Below are 17,783 nucleotides of genomic sequence, written 5' to 3'. Positions count from 1 at the left end.
TACACACACTCGCCATATTTTATGTGTTCCTTATAGAGAGCCATTTTTAGCTTAATTGCCTCAATATGGTGCTTTTTTATGCATTGATTCGCAGAAAATAACAAACATAAATAAGAGTAACCATTGATTTAACAGCATTTATGCCGTTCTAATGTTGTGGTTTGTATATGGTTCATAGTATAATTCATTATAGTTTAATTAGGAGTGGAAGAGATGAACCGAGAAGCACGATTAAAAAGACAAGAGAATATTCGAAATTTCTCTATTATTGCACATATTGACCACGGGAAATCAACGCTTGCTGACCGTATTTTAGAGCAAACGAAATCATTGACATCCCGTGAAATGAAAGCACAGCTACTCGACTCAATGGATTTAGAGCGTGAGCGAGGCATAACAATTAAGTTAAATGCAGTCCAATTAAAATATGAAGCCAAAAATGGCGAAGTGTATACATTCCATTTAATCGACACACCGGGACATGTCGATTTCACATATGAAGTATCACGTAGTTTAGCTGCTTGTGAGGGCGCTATTTTAGTTGTGGATGCAGCACAAGGCATCGAAGCACAAACACTGGCTAACGTTTATCTAGCACTTGATAACGACCTAGAAATTATGCCAGTCATCAATAAAATCGATTTACCAGCAGCTGACCCAGAACGTGTCCGCCAAGAAATCGAAGACGTAATCGGTTTAGATGCTTCTGATGCGGTATTAGCATCTGCAAAAGCTGGTATCGGAATTGAAGATATTTTAGAGCAAATTGTTGAAAAGGTTCCTGCACCAACTGGTGATCCAGATGCACCATTACAAGCACTTATTTTTGACTCTGTATACGATGCTTATAAAGGTGTTATCATTTCCATTCGAATTATGAATGGTACTGTTAAACAGGGTGATAAAATTCGTATGATGGCGACAGGTGCGGAATTTGATGTTATTGAAGTCGGCGTACATACTCCGAAAAGTGTACCACAAGAGGAGCTAACCGTTGGAGATGTTGGTTACTTAACAGCGTCTATTAAAAACGTTGGGGATACGCGAGTTGGGGATACTGTAACATTCGCTAATCGTCCAGCGACAGAGCCATTAGCAGGTTATCGCCGTTTAAATCCAATGGTGTACTGTGGATTGTATCCAATTGATACAGCTAAATATAATGACTTACGTGATGCATTAGAAAAATTAGAACTAAATGACTCTGCATTGCAATATGAGCCTGAAACATCGCAAGCGCTTGGCTTCGGTTTCCGTTGTGGTTTCTTAGGGCTATTGCATATGGAAATCATTCAGGAGCGTATTGAGCGTGAATTTAACATTGATTTAATTACAACAGCTCCATCTGTAATTTACGATGTGCATATGACAGATGGTACGTCCATTAAAGTCGATAATCCATCTTTCATGCCAGATCCACAAAAAATTGACCGTGTAGAAGAGCCGTATGTAAAAGCGACAATTATGGTACCAAATGATTATGTTGGTGCGGTAATGGAGCTTTGCCAAATTAAACGTGGTAATTTCATGACGATGGATTATATTGATACTTCACGTGTCAGCATCATTTATGAAATGCCATTATCTGAAATTGTTTATGACTTTTTCGATTATTTAAAATCAAATACAAAAGGCTATGCATCATTTGACTATGAGCTTATCGGTTACCAACCTTCAAAACTAGTGAAGATGGATATCCTACTAAATGCAGAGCAAGTCGATGCACTTAGCTTTATCGTTCACCGCGACTTTGCTTATGAACGTGGAAAAATCATTGTAGAAAAACTAAAAGAATTAATTCCACGTCAACAATTCGAAGTTCCAATTCAAGCAGCAGTTGGACAAAAAATTGTAGCTCGTTCGACAATTAAAGCGATGCGTAAAAACGTTTTAGCAAAATGTTACGGTGGGGATATTTCCCGTAAACGTAAACTTCTTGATAAACAAAAAGAAGGTAAAAAACGTATGAAACAAGTCGGTTCAGTCGAAGTACCACAAGAAGCATTCATGGCTGTACTGAAGATGGATGATTCGAAGTAACGTTGATATAACAATGTTTATAGAGGTTTTAAATAAATAATTTTATATCACTTGGGTGGAAGATGCCACCGATTTGCCAACGTTATTAAATTGTGCCAGCAATTTGCGGGGGAATCAAAAAGAATTATATCGATAAACACTTTAATATATTTCTGAAGTAATAAAAACCAGGCGCTCATTGTTTTGTGAGTACCTGGTCTTTTTGTTTATTCATCTTAAGGTCTAAATTTTTTGCGAAGCGATTCAAGTACATCTTTTTTCCAAAGCAGGACACTTTTACAAACCTTTATAACGAAGTGGATTTACTTTTTTTCGCATTTCTAACGTCTCCAGGTGGGCGAGTGGTTTCAGTATGTTCATCACGCTCATTAGGTTTTTTAATAGTTGATTGTTTTGTTGGCGCGTCTGTTGCAAATTCTGTGTCTTTTTTATCCCTTTTCATTTCAACACCTCCTAAAGATATTATTTAACTTATCCCAATAAAATATCCTTAATTATTTCAACTTCATACTTTCAACTATAGCGGAGCTGGTTTTTTTATTTGCAATGAAAAAGCAATATAGAAGAGTTAATTATTCTTCACTTTAAAATGTCAATAAATGGTCGATATATAAACAAGAGGTGATGTAATATGAAACTTACGAATGAAGTAAATTCTTCTAATTTCATGAAGCTGTCAAATGTATCAGCAAGTAAGCCTAAATTGGTTCAGCAAAATCTTATAGTACATAAAGATACATTAACAATTGGACAACAAGCTCGTAATTTGTTTAAAGGGCAGCAAGCTAAAACAAGTCTTATCGAAAGTTTAATGAAACAACGTGAGAATATTCAAAAGATGAAAAGTGACCTAAGTGAACGTACGTTAGAAAGTGGCGGCGACTTATCATCTATTAAAGAACAACTAAAAGATTTTGAAAAGCAAATAGCTGATATTGATGCGCAAATAGCTGAACAGCAAACGGATGAGCAAAAGAAAACGACAAACCAAAATGAACAGGATTTGAAAAACGAAAAGCCATCCAACTCAATGGAAAATCTTTTAGAAAAATCTGTTTCACTCGAACAAGTGAAAACACTAGAGTTGACAAAAAATTCATTAGGACGTGAGCAAAATCGCCTTTCCAGTGAATTAGAGATGGATGCAGACCGAGGTATTTTTATTGATAGTAAATATGAAAAACTTTCGGATTTAGAGGATCGTATTCAAACAGTTCAAGAACAAGTTACTGAAGAAATCCAGAATACGGATGATAATGAACTAAATGATAAAAATTCTTTAGCTTCTATGCATGAAAACGAAGAGCTTAAGGAATCACAAACGGATAATCAATAATGAGCATGAATAAGCTCAATAAAGCTATGTTGAAGATGGACGAAGGAAGTAATTCAACAACTATATAGTTTTAGCGCCAATTTGGAATTAAAAATAGCCCAGGTACTCGAATAATGTTGAGCCTGGGTTTTTATTATTTAGTTCATAAAGAAATTGTTTTTCTCAAAAGTTTTATGTAAGCTTCGTAGCTAAAATTGAAATGTTCAAACAAAAAAGGTTAATATTAGTAAATGTCGAAATTGTTAGCTTATATTAAATAATTGTAGGGAGACAAGTTATTGTGACCATACCAATAAAAAAACAAATTCACTGAAATTGAGGATAATTTTTATTTTGTTTTTAAAGATTTAGATGGAAATTTATTAATAATTTGTAGTGAACAACTTAACCAAGTTCGGTAAGTTAGAGGGGATTGAGAAGGGAATATGCAAATGACTATTGTTTGAAAGCCTATAATTCTCAAATAGTAAAGGTGGTTTTGACAGCTTGAGTGCGGGAACTTCTCTTTCACGTTGGGCATATGCTGACACTATATGTCGATTTGAAAGGATGTCTAGTATATGTTTCCGTATCCAGGAAATTATCCATTTTCCTATCCTGATTATAGTTTAATGCCATGGAGGTATTATTCCTCCTCTTATTCAGATGAATGGAATTGCGCTCACGAAGCGGATGCAAGCACCTATTCACATGCACAACGGCTGATGTTCGTACTTGTCCATGGTTCTTGGGCTGATGCTCACTTTTGGGACGGTGTAGCCGCTATCCTTCGTAGTCGAGGACATGTCGTTTATACACCGGAATATGCAGGTCATGGCAATGACCCGAACAAGAATGTTACACATGCAATGATTACAAAGTCTGTCGTTGATTTTATTAAGCAATTGAATATACGTAATTTTATTCTTGTCGGGCACAGCTTTGGTGGAACAGTTATCCAAAAGGTTGCAGAGCAGATACCGGATCGCATAAAGCGTCTTGTTTTCTGGGACGCGTTTGTACTGCAAGATGGCGAATCCGTTGCCGACGCATTTCCTCCACAAATGAGGCAAGGTTTCGAGCAGCTTAGAATCGCTTCTAACGACGATACAATCATGCTCCCATTTCCGTTGTTTCGGGATTCGTTCGTCAATACTGCCACTTTGCAAGAAGCCAAAAGGATGTATGCGGTCATCACCCCAGAACCTGCTAAGCCACTATTCGAGAAGCTGGATCTTAAAGCCTTCTACACACTCTCTATACTAAAAAGTTACGTTTATTTTTACCAAGACAATGCTTTACCACAAGGGGAGGGCTACGGCTGGCATCCGAATATGTCTAGACGACTCGGACAGTTCCGCCTGATAGTAGGCGATGGTGATCACTTTACGGACACACGTACAAGACCTGCTATGTTAGCACAGAAGTTTTACGAGGCGGGGAGGGACTAAGTGCTATAAGGAAGTTGAATAAACGATGAAAAGACTACTCAGTGATGGGTGGTCTTTTCCTCAGATAAATTTTTAAACAACCGGCAAACCTTTATATATTAATCTTTTTTACATATAGTAACTAAATCCAACATAATGATATGTATAATATAAGCCCTCTTATATACATTTTATTACCACTTACTGTGTTAAAAACAACCAATCTAAAATTTAATGTTACATTATGGACTAAGAAACGAAATTTCTTTGATAAAATTTATAATTTTAGGGGACCGCAAAATGAATAAAAAAACTTGGCTTATTTTTTGTTGCTTAGCTATTGGTATAGCTAGTTATTCTATTGTTCAATATTTGATATTGGATGCACATAAAGCAGGATTTGTTAGTATGAAACTTATGTTTATTAATACATTAGATTCGCTTTGGTATACCATGCTTTATACCCATATTATATATAGTGTACTAGCATTAGTTATAGGTCCCTTTACATTATTCTCAAAGTTTAGAGAAAACAATATAAAGCGACATCGAATATTAGGGAAAATCTATATGATTGGCATATTTTTCGGGAGTGTTTCAGGTCTTTATTTAGCATTTTACGCTACGGGGGGATTCGTATCACAGCTCGGTTTTAGCACACTATCTATATTGTGGATGATTACTGGATATCAAGCAGTAGTTAAAATTAAAGAACAAAAAATTTATGATCATCAAAAATGGATGATACGAAATTATTCGTTAACTTTCGCTGCTGTAACATTGAGAATTTGGCTTTTAGTCTTTACTGTATTATTTGGATTTGAAAATTTTATAATTAGTTATCCTATCATTTCATGGTTATGTTGGGTGCCTAATCTCATTGTTGCACAGTGGATAATACAACGGAAGCTTCAAGTTAGTGCACAATATATTGAATAAGACAGGAAAGGCCACTTCATGTAGGGTGGTCTTCTTTGCTGTTTATTAGATTTTTAAACTATAAAATTAATTATGAAAAAAGATTTTGGTGAGCTGAATATTTACAAAAAAGATTAAATAAAAGCTAATAAAAGGATAATATTTTAATACATAATACTCAAATTTTCACCAAAAAATTTTCGGAATTTTATAAAAATGATGTGATTTAACTATTGAATGAGAATCGTTATCAATGATAAATTATTGGTAACTCGAGGTAGTTTAGCTATAGCTATTTAAATAAGTATGTTCACTATTAAATTTAAATACTAATAATATCAGGCTATATTGCTCGATTATAGGATTATGTCGCTTAGAGTTAACCAATGACAGTATTGTATCGTTACGAGAGTCTATTAAAAATCGAAAGTTAACCTAACTACAAGCTTTGAAGAAGGTAAGATTTTTGTAAAGGGGGCAAGTTGATATGAGATTAAGACCATATCATTATTTAGTGATAATCCCAGTCAGTATAAGCTGTATTGCTTCATATTTAACTATATCTTCAAATACAAAAACGATTATTTATCTTATTGCGGCTTTGTTAGTAATTATTTCTATACCTTTGGGCTATAAAGATTACAAACAAGAGACTAAATATTAATAGGTATTTTTTAGGACTGTTGGCATAGAAAACAGTGGTTTCCTTTGTCAATCCAGTTTAATTTGATTTTTGGTGTTGTTTATCAAATTAAAAAAGTAAAAATACAACATAATGAGAAATGATCATGTAGATTATAAAATTAATTATTGGCGTCGAAAAAAAGTAAGAAGACTACATGTTCAAATCAATAAAAAAAATGACCAGGGACTAGCGCAATAAAAGTGAACTGGTCATTTTTTATTATTAACATAAATCGTAAACAAAATACAAAATAATGGTAAAAATAGTAACTGCCGAAATTACATATAGTGTATGATGATATAAGAATAGGAAAGTTGTACTGTCTTTGGATAATGGGGAAGGAGGGGATTGAACATGGATTATCGTATGTTCGAGCATCGAATTGCGAATATAGTGGAACGAATGAATGCAATAGGTGGAGATGTATCGCAAGTAATGGTTGGTGCTCCTGCGTCTTCACAACAAATAGCAGAATGTGAAAACCAAATAGGATTCCAACTTCCAGAAAGTTTTAAAAAAGTACTATTAGAGTTTTCATCAACATGTAACTTGCGGTGGGTTTTCCCTGATGATTATCAACTAGATGATGAATTGGATGGAATCTTTAGCGGGATGCTCCACTGGGATTTAGGATTATTGAAAGAGCTGAATGATGATAAAAATGGATGGGTTACAGAAGTTTTTTCAAATCCAAATAATGAGTATGACAAAGTGTGGCATCATACATTAGCCTTTTATGAGGTAGGCAATGGAGATTATTTTGCATTTGACCTCGTTGAAAATAGTCCTGATGCTTGTGTCGTTTATTTAAGCCATGATGATGGTGAAGGCCATGGCTATAAATTAGGGGACAACTTTATTGATTTTTTGGAGAAATGGTCAAGAGTTGCATTTGCAGGAGGGGAAGATTGGCAGTGGCTACCGTTCACATCAAATTCACAAAGTGGGATTTTACCAGAAAGTCAATCTGCGAATAAGTTCAGAAGTTTATTAAAGTTACCAATTTAATTTGACATGCACTAACGACGACTAGAGAGTAGTAGATCTACTAAAGGAGCTAAGAACATTGTACGAAGAACAACTAGCAAGAGCCATTCAATTACGAACAGATAATAAGAAGTTAGAATCAAATCAATTACTTTTAAAACTGGTAAAGGAATATCCTGACGATGCATTGGTGAATTACCAATGTGCGTGGAGCTTTGATGTTTTAGGTGAAGAATTACAAGCCGTTCCCTACTATGAAAAGGCAATTACGCAAGGGTTATCTGGAACAGATTTAGAGGGAGCGTTCTTGGGACTTGGCAGTACATATAGAACGTTAGGTGAATATGAAAAATCGAAAAATGTTTTTTTAGAGGGAATAGCATCCTTTCCAACGAATCAAGCATTACAAGTGTTTTATGCAATGACTTTATATAATTTAAACGAACATTCAAAGGCGATGGAGCTCTTATTAAAATGCCTGGCAAATACTACAACAGACCCTGAAATACTTAGTTATAAAAATGCGATAAATTTCTATGCAAATCAATTAGATAAAGTATGGAAATAGCTTGTTAACAATTTAATCCTACTATAATGGAGGAGGTTTACAAATGACGAAGTTTTTTATGATGAACATTTGTAAAAAAACAGATGACTCAGAATGTGGGGAAACGAATGTAGAAAAAGTTTTCGAGAAAAAATCTGAGCTAAAAGCGTATTTGAAAAATGAAGGGTATTATAAGGAATCGAAGTATCAATATATTAAAATGCATAAAGAATCTATTTTTGTTGCTACAGTCGAAAAAATAAAAGTTAAATGATAGTATGTCATGAAAAACGAAGGGGTAGTTGTAGTTGAAAATTAGTAAAGAACATGCAGAACATTATTATTGGGGAAATCAGTGTGATGGTTGGCATTTAGTTAAAAATAATGAATTGAGCGTTATTCATGAACGAATGCCTGCCAATACAGAGGAAGTTTGTCATTATCATCATGAAGCCCAACAATTCTTTTTTGTGCTTTCGGGTACGGCAACAATGGAAATAGACGGAAAACGGATTATATTGCAGGCAAATGAAGGAATTGAAGTGCCTCCTCTTCAGGCGCATCAAATGCGTAATGATTCGCAGGAAGATGTAGAATTTTTAGTAATCTCTCAACCGAATAGTAGAGGGGATCGTACACCCGTATAGGGGTATGAAGATTTCAAGCCGTAATTGCTTTTCAAATTGTTCATTCTTTTGCATGAGGTTCATTAAGTATTTATTTAGTACAGTAAATGTATTAAATGCAAAGGGGATGTCTGGAAGATGATGATATCAAAAATGAAGCTATTCGCGCATGATTTACATAAATTGAAGGCATTTTACTGTGACATATTAGAATTTGAATTGTTAGAAGAAGCGGAGCATTATTTTGAAATAGCAGCCGGGGAAAGCGTCATTCAATTCGAAACAATGGATGCTTCTATAGCAAAGCAATATCATTTTGCGCTCAATGTTCCAAGTAATTTGTTTCAGCAAGCGAAAAGATGGGCACAAGCTCGCGTCCAATTATTACGCTTAGATGAACAGGATGAAGTATATTTTAAAACGTTAGATGCGAACTCATGCTATTTTTATGATCCAGAAGGTAATGTATTAGAGTTTATCGCTAGACATGGGATAAATCCATGTGTTCATACCGATGCATTTTCAATTAAACATGTAGTAGATATTGCTGAAATTAATTTAACGACGAATGCGATTCATGCTGTGACAGATTGTTTAAAGAAATATGGTATCACGCCCTTAAAGGGTGAAGAAATTCGTACAGATGCGCTTACATTTATGGGGAATTATGAGGATGGTGTGCATCTATTAATCGGTCCTAGTGAACGCATTTGGTATTTCTCTACTAAAAAAGCAATTGTCAGTCCTATTGATATCATAGTCGATCATCATCTACGACTATACATGAGTGCTAAGGGCGATTTCGCTATATCACAACCTTAATAAATACATCATTATCTTCTAGTTTTATATTGAATAAACATGATATTTATTGTATATTTATTCAAAATGATCTAGGGGGAAATAGTGATGGTGTATACAATATGTGAAACGAACCCTACGTTTGAAGAATATCAGGCATTACATCAAACTACCGGTTGGAATGCGAAGGGGCTGTATACGTACGAACAATTATTTCAAGCCATTTGTAATAGCTGGTATAGTGTGTCAATTTATGATGAGCAAACATTAATCGGCTATGGCAGAATTATTTCAGATGGTATTTATCAAACGTTTATTTGCGATGTAATGGTGCATCCCGAGTATCAACGAAATGGAATTGGTACAACTGTTATGGAAGCTCTATTAGCACATTGTAAAAATGAAAATATTAAATGGATTCAATTATTTTGTGCTATGGGCAAACAACCTTTTTATCAAAAACTTGGATTTACAGAACGGGATGTTGATGCTCCTGGAATGATGTTATTTTTTAAGTAATATGTGGACAGGTGCTATAGAGAGCTTTCCTAGGCTTCTTAATAAAAATGAAGGATAGATGACGATTCCATCCTTCATTTTAGCATTAAAATAAATCGGTAGATAAATAGCGCAGGCCTGTGTCAGGAAAGAGTACGACTATACGCTTCCCTTTGTTTTCAGGTCGTTTAGCAAGAGTTGCTGCAACAAATAGTGCAGCACCAGAGGAGGTACCTACTAAAATGCCATCCGTCTTCGCAACGGTACGAGCGGCTTCATAGGCATCGGCTGTTTCTACTTCTAGCACTTCATCAATCCGATTAAGGTGAACATTTGATGGCACTCGTGCTTCTTCAGCATCAGAAAAGCGATGTACACCTGTAATTTCAATAATATCAGGATTGTCAACTGTAGCAATGGAGTTAATAGCAGGCTCTACGCCAATAATTTGAATGGCAGGATTTTTGGATTTTAAAAAAGCACTTACACCACTAATTGTGCCACCTGTACCAATTGCTGCAACGAAAATATCAATTTGTCCATCTGTATCCTCCCAAATTTCTGGTCCGGTTGTGCGTTCGTGAATATTTGGATTCACTTCATTGTTCAACTGATTTAGAAAGACTACATTTTCCTCCTGATCAACGACAGTTTCTCTAAAAACTTTACTTGTTTCAACAAAATCACCATTTGTTTCTTCAAAGGCCGCTACCATCTCTGGCACATCTGAAAATGGAACAACCTCAGTTCCATATGCCTTCACAACTTTTGTTCGCTCTTCACTTACACCATCTTGCATATAAATACGTAATTTATAGCCCTTCGCTGCTGCGATGGCTGCAAGCCCAATACCAGTATTTCCACTTGTCGTTTCGATAATGGTTTTGTCTTTTGTTAATAGACCCTGTGCTTCAGCATCCTCAATCATTGCTTTAGCAATACGATCTTTTACACTATTGGCAGGATTAAAATATTCTAGCTTCGCAATAATTTCTGCTTCAAGTTGTAGTTCTTTCGTGTACTGATTAAGCGCCAATAGCGGTGTATGACCTACTAATTCAGTAATAGATTGCTTTATTTTGTTGGTAATAATTTGACTCATTCAATCATCCCCTTTCTTTTACCTACTTAACAAATTAGTTTTATAGGAATTAGTGGCATCTTAGCATTATAAGAGCAAATGAGCAATGCATTTCCTGATAGAAAGAATGGTTTGACTAATAGAAAAAAATAATCAATTTAAAACGGAACCCTTTATTTTTGTTAAGGCAAAGAGGTAGTGCAACACTTAGCATATTTTTAAAAAATAGTCACATTGATAATTTGGGAGAACGCCGAAATGCGATATGATAAATATAGGTATTGTTTATTTGGAGGTGAGCATGATGAAAGAAACAATTGCTATCGTGTGCACGTCAGCTAACAATAAAATAACGATGATGAAGAAAAGACCTTTTAACTATTTATTGCAAGCGATTGCTGGTGGACTTTTTATTGGTTTTGGTATTTTGTTAATCGTTACAATTGGAGGATTATTTGATCCTGTGGGTGTACCGAGTATGAAAGTAGTACAGGGGTTAGCATTTGGTGTAGCACTTAGTATGGTCATGATGGCTGGTGCGAATTTATTTACGGGTGATAACTTCGTATTATCGGTAAGTACATTAGAGAAAAAATCTTCCCCACATGAAATGGTCAGTATTTGGTTATTTAGCTACATTGGTAATTTTTTTGGCTCATTACTTGGTGCAATGTTATTCTTCTATGCAGGGCTTGCCGTTGGCGATATAGCTACTTATATCGAGAAAAGTGCAACGTCCAAGATGAATGCAAGCTTTGTTGAGCTGCTATGTCGTGGCATTTTATGTAATCTTCTTGTCTGCTTAGCTGTATGGTGTACTTATAAATTAAAAACAGAAATAGCAAAATTAGCGATGATTTTCTGTTGTATTTTCCCCTTTATTACATCGGGATTTGAGCACAGCATTGCCAATATGACACTTTTTAGCCTTGCGCTCTTTATTCCGCACGGTGATCTTGTATCGCTTGGTGGTGCGGTGGCAAATTTAGTTCCTGTCACAATTGGTAATATTATTGGCGGTGCGATCATCGGCATTGTCTATTGGGTGAACGCGAGAGAATAATCGCAAAAGATCGAGCCATAGAAAGGAGCAATGAATGTTGGAGGATGTTAGTCGTTTGAAAGAAGCAATAAAAAAGCTAAGTGAAGAGGAAGCAAAGTCAATGCTTTTCATATCTTTACTAAATGGCAAGTCGAGTGAGGACATTAAACAAGTTATTCTGCACATGTCAGAAGATAAGGAAAAAGCAGTTAATGCACAAACGGTACATATCCTATTTGGTGATTCACCGGGTGGAAGTTTAAAAGCTGCATTCCGAGATACGGACTATCATAAGACAGAGGGTATTATTGTTTTCCCAGATAATTTGTCCATTGGGCCAATTAAGGATTTACATAACGCGTCGGGTATTGAAGCACGACTTGCTTGGTTTCAGAAACGATACAATACTGAAGATGATGGTCTTGAACATAATAGACAACGTATGCTAACTGCTGTTGAAAAGATAAACAATATTTTACCACATCAGACTATCGTTATTTGGACATGTCAAAATGCGCACGAACAAACAGGATTACGACTTGTGTTAGCCATGCTAGAAGGTAAATTGAATGCAGTACGTGTAATTGATGCGTTCACTGCTTTTCATGAAAAAAATATATACCCATACTTAGTGGAGGATAACTATCCAAGAACAACTGGTGAATTAAATGGAGAAACGCTTCTTAATTTTTACGAGCAGTTTGGGATGGAGCCATTATCTAACATCGAAAGACAAACTCTAAGTGATGAGGGTAGATATTTATTGTCTGACGATATCCATATCATTCGAACATGGGCATGTAATCAGCTATTAAACAGCAGTAATGAAAATCGAGATGATGATTTTATTATTGAATGCGCTAATCGTATGTATCATGAAGATGGCAAGGTGGAATATAAGAAGGCTGCAAGATTAATTGGTGAAGTGATTGGACATATGCAGCAATATACTGGAGACGAATGGATTGAATATCGTCTAAAAAGTTTAATCAAGCAAGGCGTTTTTTCTTATAGAGGTGATTTAAAGGCAATGCGATTTTATGAAGTGAAATTACAAGATGATTTCTTGACATATCATATTTTTTGAAGTTTTGACTTCATTAAAAAGCATAGATAAAATAATGTAGAAAAGTTAGAATGACTCTCCCAAGTTAGCAGCACTTATCAGTGAATATAAAGATTGCATTAATAGATTAATTAAAAGAAAGGAAGTTGACAATGAATCCTGAAATCAATCAAAATGCGATTCTTCAAGCCATTTTGGAGCTTTCTACACAAGTACAAGGCGTGAAAACAGAGATTCTACAAAAAATCGAGGCGCTAGAAACAAGACTAGAGGCAGTTGAAACAAGACTAGATTCGCTAGAAACAAGGCTAGAGGCAGTTGAAACAAGATTAGATTCGCTAGAAACAAGACTAGATTCAGTTGAAACAAGACTAGATTCGGTTGAAACAAGGCTAGGGGCAGTTGAAACAAGACTAGATTCGGTTGAAACAGGGCTACGGGCAGTTGAAACAAGACTAGAGAAGAAAATTGAATCAGTTGAGCAAAAATTACTAGAAAAAACCGACGCAGTGGAAAAAAATCTTAGTGAAATAGTAGAAGAAGTGGATGCAAAGATGGAAGTGTTAATCCTTGAAATATTAGAAACAAAGGCCGATGTGTTAAAGTTAAAGAAAGCAAAATAAATTGTGTCGGTTGACACTATGTGCAATAATCATAGACAATTAGTGATTATATTTGAGGAGTGAGCTTGATGTTAAAAACAGAAGTATTTGAACAACTAAAAAAAGCAATGAAAGAAAAAGATGTCTTGGCAAAAGGTGTTTTAACACTTGTCAAATCAGCACTAGATTTAGCGGAGAAGGAAAAAGGGGAGCCCTTAACACAAGCAGAGGAAATTGCTATTATTAACCGTGAAGTTAAGCAAACGAATCAAGCTTTAGAAGGTGCGCAAAATGCTAATCGTACGGATTTAATTGAAAAAGAGGAAGCAAAGTTAGTGCTATTAAAATCATTCCTCCCTAAACAATTAACTGAAGAAGAAATTACTGAAAAATTAGTAGCAGCAGGTGTTACTAAAGGCATGAATATGGGTGACGCAATGAAAATTGCAAAACCATTGTTAAATGGTCAAGCAGAAGGTGCCGTTATTTCTAAAGTTGTAAAAAGTTTAATTTAACATTGATAAAAGGATAGCCGACGTTATTAGCGTCAGCTATCCTTTATTAATTTCAATGGCGTTCTACCAAAGACATTTTATGAAAGAAGAAAGAATTCAGAATTGTTTCAGTGCCTGTCACTCAAAGAGGGCACTCAAAGATTGAATTTTTGAATGATGTTTCGGAGTTGTTGAGCCATTTCAGCTAAATTATTTGAAGAAGCGGTAATTTCTTCGATGCTTGCTGATTGTTCTTCGGAAGCAGCTGCGACATTTTGAATGTTTCCAGATGCTTGCACGGCTACAACACCAACCTGCTCAACAGAATTAGCGATATTGCTAACTCCTTCATTCATGTTCGTAATGATGCTGTTAACCTCGTTCATTTCTTGCGTAAGTTCTGTAATATGTGAATAGATATCGCCAAAGGCTTCCCCTGAAGCGTTAAAAGTAGTAGAACTTTCAGCAAGGTTATTACTGCTAATCGCCATTGATTTCACTGCTTGAGCAGATTCTTCTTTGATTGTTTCAATGCGTGTTCGAATACTATTTGTTGCCGTAAGTGATTGATCTGCTAATTTACGGACCTCTTCAGCTACAACCGCAAAGCCTTTACCATGTTCACCAGCACGTGCTGCTTCAATAGATGCATTTAATGCAAGTAAATTGGTTTGGTCTGTAATTTCATTTATAAGTGAAACGATATCACCAATCTCATTCGTATAAGTGCTTAAGCGTTTTACAACATCTGCAGTATTATAAATGGCTTCAGATGTAATCGCCATTTTTTCTGTAGCACTTTGGATTGTGGTATTGCCCTTTTCGGCAATAGTAGATGCGCTAAATGCCTTCGTTGTTACATCATTGACACTATTTACAACATCGGACATCTTCGTCGAAATCATTGTAATATGATTTTCTACCTCTTCAATGGATGAAGTTTGTTTTTCTGAGCCTGCAGCTACTTCCTGCATTGAAGATGTAATTTGTTGAATAGATGCGCTCGTTTGCTCGGAGCTGGCAGTTAATTCTTCTGACATGGCGGCTACTTGCTCTGCATTTTCCGCAATTTGCTGAATGAGTGTACGTAAATCAGCCGTCATATTTTGGATACCATCTGAAAGTTGGGCGATTTCATTCGTGCCTTTGATTGGCAGTGATTCAACAGCTAAATCTCCCTTTGCCACCTTATCAACATAACTTGTCATATTTTTGATTGGTTTAATGATACTTTTACTAATGAAATAAGCGACAACGACACCGAATAGCACAAAGATAATTGTCATGATGATGCTAACCCAAATAATTTGAGTTTGTAGCTTAGATATGAATGAAGCATCCATATCTAAGCCAAAAAGTATTTCCGTATTGTTAAATGGAATAAAAATCGATTTATGAATACCATATTCATCTTCATAAATTTCACTTACTTGAGTACGGCCAGTATCTAAAGCAGCATGCATTTTTGGATCGAAAGTGTAGTCTTGCTGATAATTATCACTATTACTTAATGCAACAATATGCTCCTTGCCATTGGCACGTGAAAGGATATAGGCATTTTCAATATCAAACTTTTTTGTTGTACCATTTAATCGTTTTAATAATTTTTCATATTGGTCTTTAATGCCATTATCTGCTGCTTTTATATTATTTTTATCGATATCCTCGAAAATGTTACTAGAAATCACCTCTAACGATGTCTCAAATTGCTTGATAACAAAATTATCGATGATTTTAAAAGAAACTATAAACAACATGAAACTAAATATAATTGAAATAATAACAATTGGAATTGTTAAACTTGCAATATATTTATAGAGTAAAGAACTCTTAAATTTATTTAATATACTCAACTTGTAAATCCTCCAATACTACAACTTTTTGTTGTAGGAAATGAATCATATCACTAATATGTTCTGTCTCTGTGTACGGTGAGATAGAAAAGAATTTAGCTGCTGCCACAGGAACTTGTTGTTTTGTATCGCTCGCGCTAACAGTGCAGACACGTGTTGTGTCACCGAAAAATACTTCATCTCGACCTTCACCTAAAATCTCAAAGAAAGAAGCATTTAAGCCATTAATGTACTCAATTTGATCTTGTGTGTAATTTCCAGCTTGTTCAGATGCCCAATCAAAGCCTTTTGGATATAGTCTATAGGCTGTTACTGGTCCGATATTTGCTTCATTCACTACTTGTAGCATTGGTAATTTCTCAGCTAATTGTGTACGGAACGCTAAATTTACACGGACATAGTTAGCTAGTATTTGTTGATAACCTTCTTTACCAAAAGCTTGTAATGCAGCATAAATAGCAATTGAACTACCCATTCGAGAACATTCTAAAGTATAACCAGTATGATATGAGCCATAGCCTCTATTGCCTACATATGGCGTATCAAAATCGTCAATATCTAACAGTTGTAAACTTTTCCCGTCTTTTATTAAGAAAAGGCTTGTTAAATATGGTGTTTGACCAAGCTTTTGGAAATCAAAGCAAAGACTATCTGCAATTGCAAGATGTTGCATACGTTGGTGAATTTGTTCTAATCCTTGTAATACATCATCCTCGAACTGTAGTGAGTTTGCCTTAAAGTCATAATCATTGAAAAATGCGTAAAAACCGCCTAAAGCAGAGTCAGCATGGATATGTATTTGTTTTAAATCGTATTTTAGTTCAAGTGTTGTTGCAACTTCCTTAATTGCCTGCACATCATCAATAGCAAATTGATCTGTGGCACCTGTAGTCGCTACGATGTAAACTGGAATACCACCATTCTCGATTACTTCCGTCATGCGTTTTCTTAAATCTTCTATGTCCATCGATTGGTCTTTTCCTGCTTTTACACGTACTAAGTGATTACTTCCAATACCAACTGCTTCAATTGATTTTAATAAGCTATAGTGGGCGTTTTCAGATGCAAAGCAATATAAATTATTTGGGACACCTTCCTCTTTGGCGTGAGGGAATTGTTTAGCAATGGCAAGACGTAAACCGCTAAAAACTGCTCCTTGTCCTCCCCATGTTGTATAACCGAAGCTTTCTGTGAAATCATAGCCAACTAATTTTGACATCATTGCGATTACTTTTACTTCACTTTCTGCTGCTGCAGGTCCATATACATCCCACAGATTGTTGCCATTAAGTAAGGCATTTGTAAACTGTCCCAATACACCAGGGATACTAGCCATTGGTAAAACGTTTGTGACAAAGTTGCGTGTATGATAAGGATGACCTTGCATTAATTGTGTTAAGTCTTGAACGACCTGATCAAGACCAACGCCTGATGTGGGAACTTGATTTTCTTGCATAAGATCTTTATAGAAAGTAGCTGAACGTTCTTGAATTGGTCCAAGCGTTGTTTTCTTTGGGTCTTTTAATTGATCTAATGAAGTTACAATTTGCTCTATTAGTGATAAAAAGTTTTCCCTTTGTAAGCTGTTGCCATCTTCACTTTGAAATAGTTGTTGAATTTTCTTCATTTTGCATCATCCTTTATTAGTTCATATTTCACCATTATTTAGATAATAATAGTACAATTTACTAAAGCCATAATAACATATTCTTATGGGAAATATATTCATATTTGACTAGGATATTAAATTTCTACTATTTTAAATTATTAGAAAATATTTTCATTATATTTGAAGAAT

19 protein-coding genes are annotated in these 17,783 nt (G+C 35.3%); 15 read left to right on the top strand and 4 right to left on the bottom strand.

Annotated features, from left to right (window positions below; all coding sequences use genetic code 11):
• The first annotated feature begins 213 nt into the window (after positions 1 to 213).
• Entirely contained in the window at positions 214 to 2,040 is a 1,827-nt protein-coding gene (lepA, locus tag ACIQXW_RS11545; RefSeq protein WP_340823553.1) for a translation elongation factor 4, read from the top strand.
• A 286-nt stretch (positions 2,041 to 2,326) separates the two neighbouring features.
• Here lepA and ACIQXW_RS11540 read toward each other — a convergent pair whose 3' ends face one another.
• Positions 2,327 to 2,482 (bottom strand): hypothetical protein, encoded by a 156-nt coding sequence (locus ACIQXW_RS11540; protein ID WP_401017908.1) that lies wholly within the window; start codon positions 2,480 to 2,482, stop codon positions 2,327 to 2,329.
• A 189-nt stretch (positions 2,483 to 2,671) separates the two neighbouring features.
• On the opposite strand from ACIQXW_RS11540, the gene ACIQXW_RS11535 reads away from it, so the two are divergent.
• The 10 genes from ACIQXW_RS11535 (at position 2,672) to ACIQXW_RS11490 (ending at position 9,868) form a co-directional block, all read left to right on the top strand.
• The gene (locus ACIQXW_RS11535; RefSeq protein WP_402762208.1) at positions 2,672 to 3,376 is read left to right on the top strand and encodes a hypothetical protein; all 705 of its coding nucleotides are present in this window, start codon (positions 2,672 to 2,674) and stop codon (positions 3,374 to 3,376) included.
• A 560-nt stretch (positions 3,377 to 3,936) separates the two neighbouring features.
• On the top strand, positions 3,937 to 4,806 hold the full coding sequence (locus ACIQXW_RS11530; protein WP_402762205.1) for an alpha/beta fold hydrolase: 870 nt from the start codon (positions 3,937 to 3,939) through the stop codon (positions 4,804 to 4,806).
• A gap of 279 nt (positions 4,807 to 5,085) precedes the next feature.
• A complete protein-coding gene (locus tag ACIQXW_RS11525) occupies positions 5,086 to 5,724 on the top strand; it encodes a DUF2306 domain-containing protein (RefSeq protein ID WP_401017901.1) in 639 nt (212 codons plus the stop codon).
• A 466-nt stretch (positions 5,725 to 6,190) separates the two neighbouring features.
• Positions 6,191 to 6,367 carry a hypothetical protein gene (locus tag ACIQXW_RS11520; RefSeq protein WP_401017899.1) on the top strand — a complete coding sequence of 59 codons (177 nt, stop codon included), beginning with the start codon at positions 6,191 to 6,193 and terminating at the stop codon, positions 6,365 to 6,367.
• A gap of 375 nt (positions 6,368 to 6,742) precedes the next feature.
• A complete protein-coding gene (locus ACIQXW_RS11515; protein ID WP_402762200.1) occupies positions 6,743 to 7,396 on the top strand; it encodes an SMI1/KNR4 family protein in 654 nt (217 codons plus the stop codon).
• A gap of 58 nt (positions 7,397 to 7,454) precedes the next feature.
• Positions 7,455 to 7,943 (top strand): tetratricopeptide repeat protein, encoded by a 489-nt coding sequence (locus ACIQXW_RS11510; protein WP_402762197.1) that lies wholly within the window; start codon positions 7,455 to 7,457, stop codon positions 7,941 to 7,943.
• Between the two features lie 43 nt (positions 7,944 to 7,986).
• Positions 7,987 to 8,196 carry a hypothetical protein gene (locus ACIQXW_RS11505; RefSeq protein ID WP_340823564.1) on the top strand — a complete coding sequence of 70 codons (210 nt, stop codon included), beginning with the start codon at positions 7,987 to 7,989 and terminating at the stop codon, positions 8,194 to 8,196.
• 34 nt (positions 8,197 to 8,230) lie between these two features.
• The gene (locus ACIQXW_RS11500; RefSeq protein WP_340823565.1) at positions 8,231 to 8,569 is read left to right on the top strand and encodes a cupin domain-containing protein; all 339 of its coding nucleotides are present in this window, start codon (positions 8,231 to 8,233) and stop codon (positions 8,567 to 8,569) included.
• 117 nt (positions 8,570 to 8,686) lie between these two features.
• The gene (locus ACIQXW_RS11495; protein WP_402762194.1) at positions 8,687 to 9,370 is read left to right on the top strand and encodes a VOC family protein; all 684 of its coding nucleotides are present in this window, start codon (positions 8,687 to 8,689) and stop codon (positions 9,368 to 9,370) included.
• An 87-nt stretch (positions 9,371 to 9,457) separates the two neighbouring features.
• Positions 9,458 to 9,868, top strand: coding sequence for a GNAT family N-acetyltransferase (locus ACIQXW_RS11490; protein WP_402762191.1), 411 nt, complete (start codon positions 9,458 to 9,460; stop codon positions 9,866 to 9,868).
• 85 nt (positions 9,869 to 9,953) lie between these two features.
• Here ACIQXW_RS11490 and ACIQXW_RS11485 read toward each other — a convergent pair whose 3' ends face one another.
• A complete protein-coding gene (locus ACIQXW_RS11485; protein WP_402762188.1) occupies positions 9,954 to 10,949 on the bottom strand; it encodes a PLP-dependent cysteine synthase family protein in 996 nt (331 codons plus the stop codon).
• 280 nt (positions 10,950 to 11,229) lie between these two features.
• Between ACIQXW_RS11485 and ACIQXW_RS11480 the strand changes: the two genes are divergently transcribed.
• From ACIQXW_RS11480 to ACIQXW_RS11465, 4 genes are all read left to right on the top strand, one after another.
• Entirely contained in the window at positions 11,230 to 11,991 is a 762-nt protein-coding gene (locus tag ACIQXW_RS11480; protein WP_402762185.1) for a formate/nitrite transporter family protein, read from the top strand.
• A 55-nt stretch (positions 11,992 to 12,046) separates the two neighbouring features.
• Positions 12,047 to 13,057: a DUF1835 domain-containing protein gene (locus ACIQXW_RS11475; protein ID WP_402762182.1), complete on the top strand. Its 1,011-nt coding sequence runs from the start codon at positions 12,047 to 12,049 to the stop codon at positions 13,055 to 13,057.
• Positions 13,058 to 13,188: 131 nt separating this feature from the next.
• The gene (locus ACIQXW_RS11470) at positions 13,189 to 13,659 is read left to right on the top strand and encodes a hypothetical protein (RefSeq protein WP_402762180.1); all 471 of its coding nucleotides are present in this window, start codon (positions 13,189 to 13,191) and stop codon (positions 13,657 to 13,659) included.
• 68 nt (positions 13,660 to 13,727) lie between these two features.
• Positions 13,728 to 14,153: a GatB/YqeY domain-containing protein gene (locus tag ACIQXW_RS11465; protein ID WP_340823574.1), complete on the top strand. Its 426-nt coding sequence runs from the start codon at positions 13,728 to 13,730 to the stop codon at positions 14,151 to 14,153.
• Between the two features lie 134 nt (positions 14,154 to 14,287).
• Here ACIQXW_RS11465 and ACIQXW_RS11460 read toward each other — a convergent pair whose 3' ends face one another.
• Positions 14,288 to 15,985, bottom strand: a complete 1,698-nt coding sequence (locus ACIQXW_RS11460) for a methyl-accepting chemotaxis protein (RefSeq protein WP_401017870.1) — start codon at positions 15,983 to 15,985, stop codon at positions 14,288 to 14,290.
• Positions 15,969 to 17,612, bottom strand: coding sequence for a pyridoxal phosphate-dependent decarboxylase family protein (locus tag ACIQXW_RS11455; protein WP_401017868.1), 1,644 nt, complete (start codon positions 17,610 to 17,612; stop codon positions 15,969 to 15,971). Before ACIQXW_RS11455 ends, ACIQXW_RS11460 begins: the two co-directional genes overlap by 17 nt.
• Positions 17,613 to 17,783: the final 171 nt, after the last annotated feature.

It is taken from the genome of Lysinibacillus sp. NPDC097162 (assembly GCF_044762185.1).
Taxonomy (GTDB): Bacteria; Bacillota; Bacilli; order Bacillales_A; family Planococcaceae; genus Lysinibacillus.
The sequence above is the reverse complement of the archived record's forward strand: the minus strand, read 5'-3'. Positions and strand labels throughout refer to the sequence as shown.

Coding starts and splice junctions, on each gene's coding strand:
- ACIQXW_RS11505 (WP_340823564.1), top strand. CDS start 7,987: ATGACGAAGTTTTTTATGATGAACATTTGTAAAAAAACAGATGACTCA.
- ACIQXW_RS11480 (WP_402762185.1), top strand. CDS start 11,230: ATGATGAAAGAAACAATTGCTATCGTGTGCACGTCAGCTAACAATAAA.
- ACIQXW_RS11540 (WP_401017908.1), bottom strand. CDS start 2,482: ATGAAAAGGGATAAAAAAGACACAGAATTTGCAACAGACGCGCCAACA.
- ACIQXW_RS11520 (WP_401017899.1), top strand. CDS start 6,191: ATGAGATTAAGACCATATCATTATTTAGTGATAATCCCAGTCAGTATA.
- ACIQXW_RS11490 (WP_402762191.1), top strand. CDS start 9,458: ATGGTGTATACAATATGTGAAACGAACCCTACGTTTGAAGAATATCAG.
- ACIQXW_RS11455 (WP_401017868.1), bottom strand. CDS start 17,612: ATGAAGAAAATTCAACAACTATTTCAAAGTGAAGATGGCAACAGCTTA.
- ACIQXW_RS11465 (WP_340823574.1), top strand. CDS start 13,728: ATGTTAAAAACAGAAGTATTTGAACAACTAAAAAAAGCAATGAAAGAA.
- ACIQXW_RS11515 (WP_402762200.1), top strand. CDS start 6,743: ATGGATTATCGTATGTTCGAGCATCGAATTGCGAATATAGTGGAACGA.
- ACIQXW_RS11525 (WP_401017901.1), top strand. CDS start 5,086: ATGAATAAAAAAACTTGGCTTATTTTTTGTTGCTTAGCTATTGGTATA.
- ACIQXW_RS11495 (WP_402762194.1), top strand. CDS start 8,687: ATGATGATATCAAAAATGAAGCTATTCGCGCATGATTTACATAAATTG.
- ACIQXW_RS11535 (WP_402762208.1), top strand. CDS start 2,672: ATGAAACTTACGAATGAAGTAAATTCTTCTAATTTCATGAAGCTGTCA.
- ACIQXW_RS11530 (WP_402762205.1), top strand. CDS start 3,937: ATGTTTCCGTATCCAGGAAATTATCCATTTTCCTATCCTGATTATAGT.
- ACIQXW_RS11485 (WP_402762188.1), bottom strand. CDS start 10,949: ATGAGTCAAATTATTACCAACAAAATAAAGCAATCTATTACTGAATTA.
- lepA (WP_340823553.1), top strand. CDS start 214: ATGAACCGAGAAGCACGATTAAAAAGACAAGAGAATATTCGAAATTTC.
- ACIQXW_RS11470 (WP_402762180.1), top strand. CDS start 13,189: ATGAATCCTGAAATCAATCAAAATGCGATTCTTCAAGCCATTTTGGAG.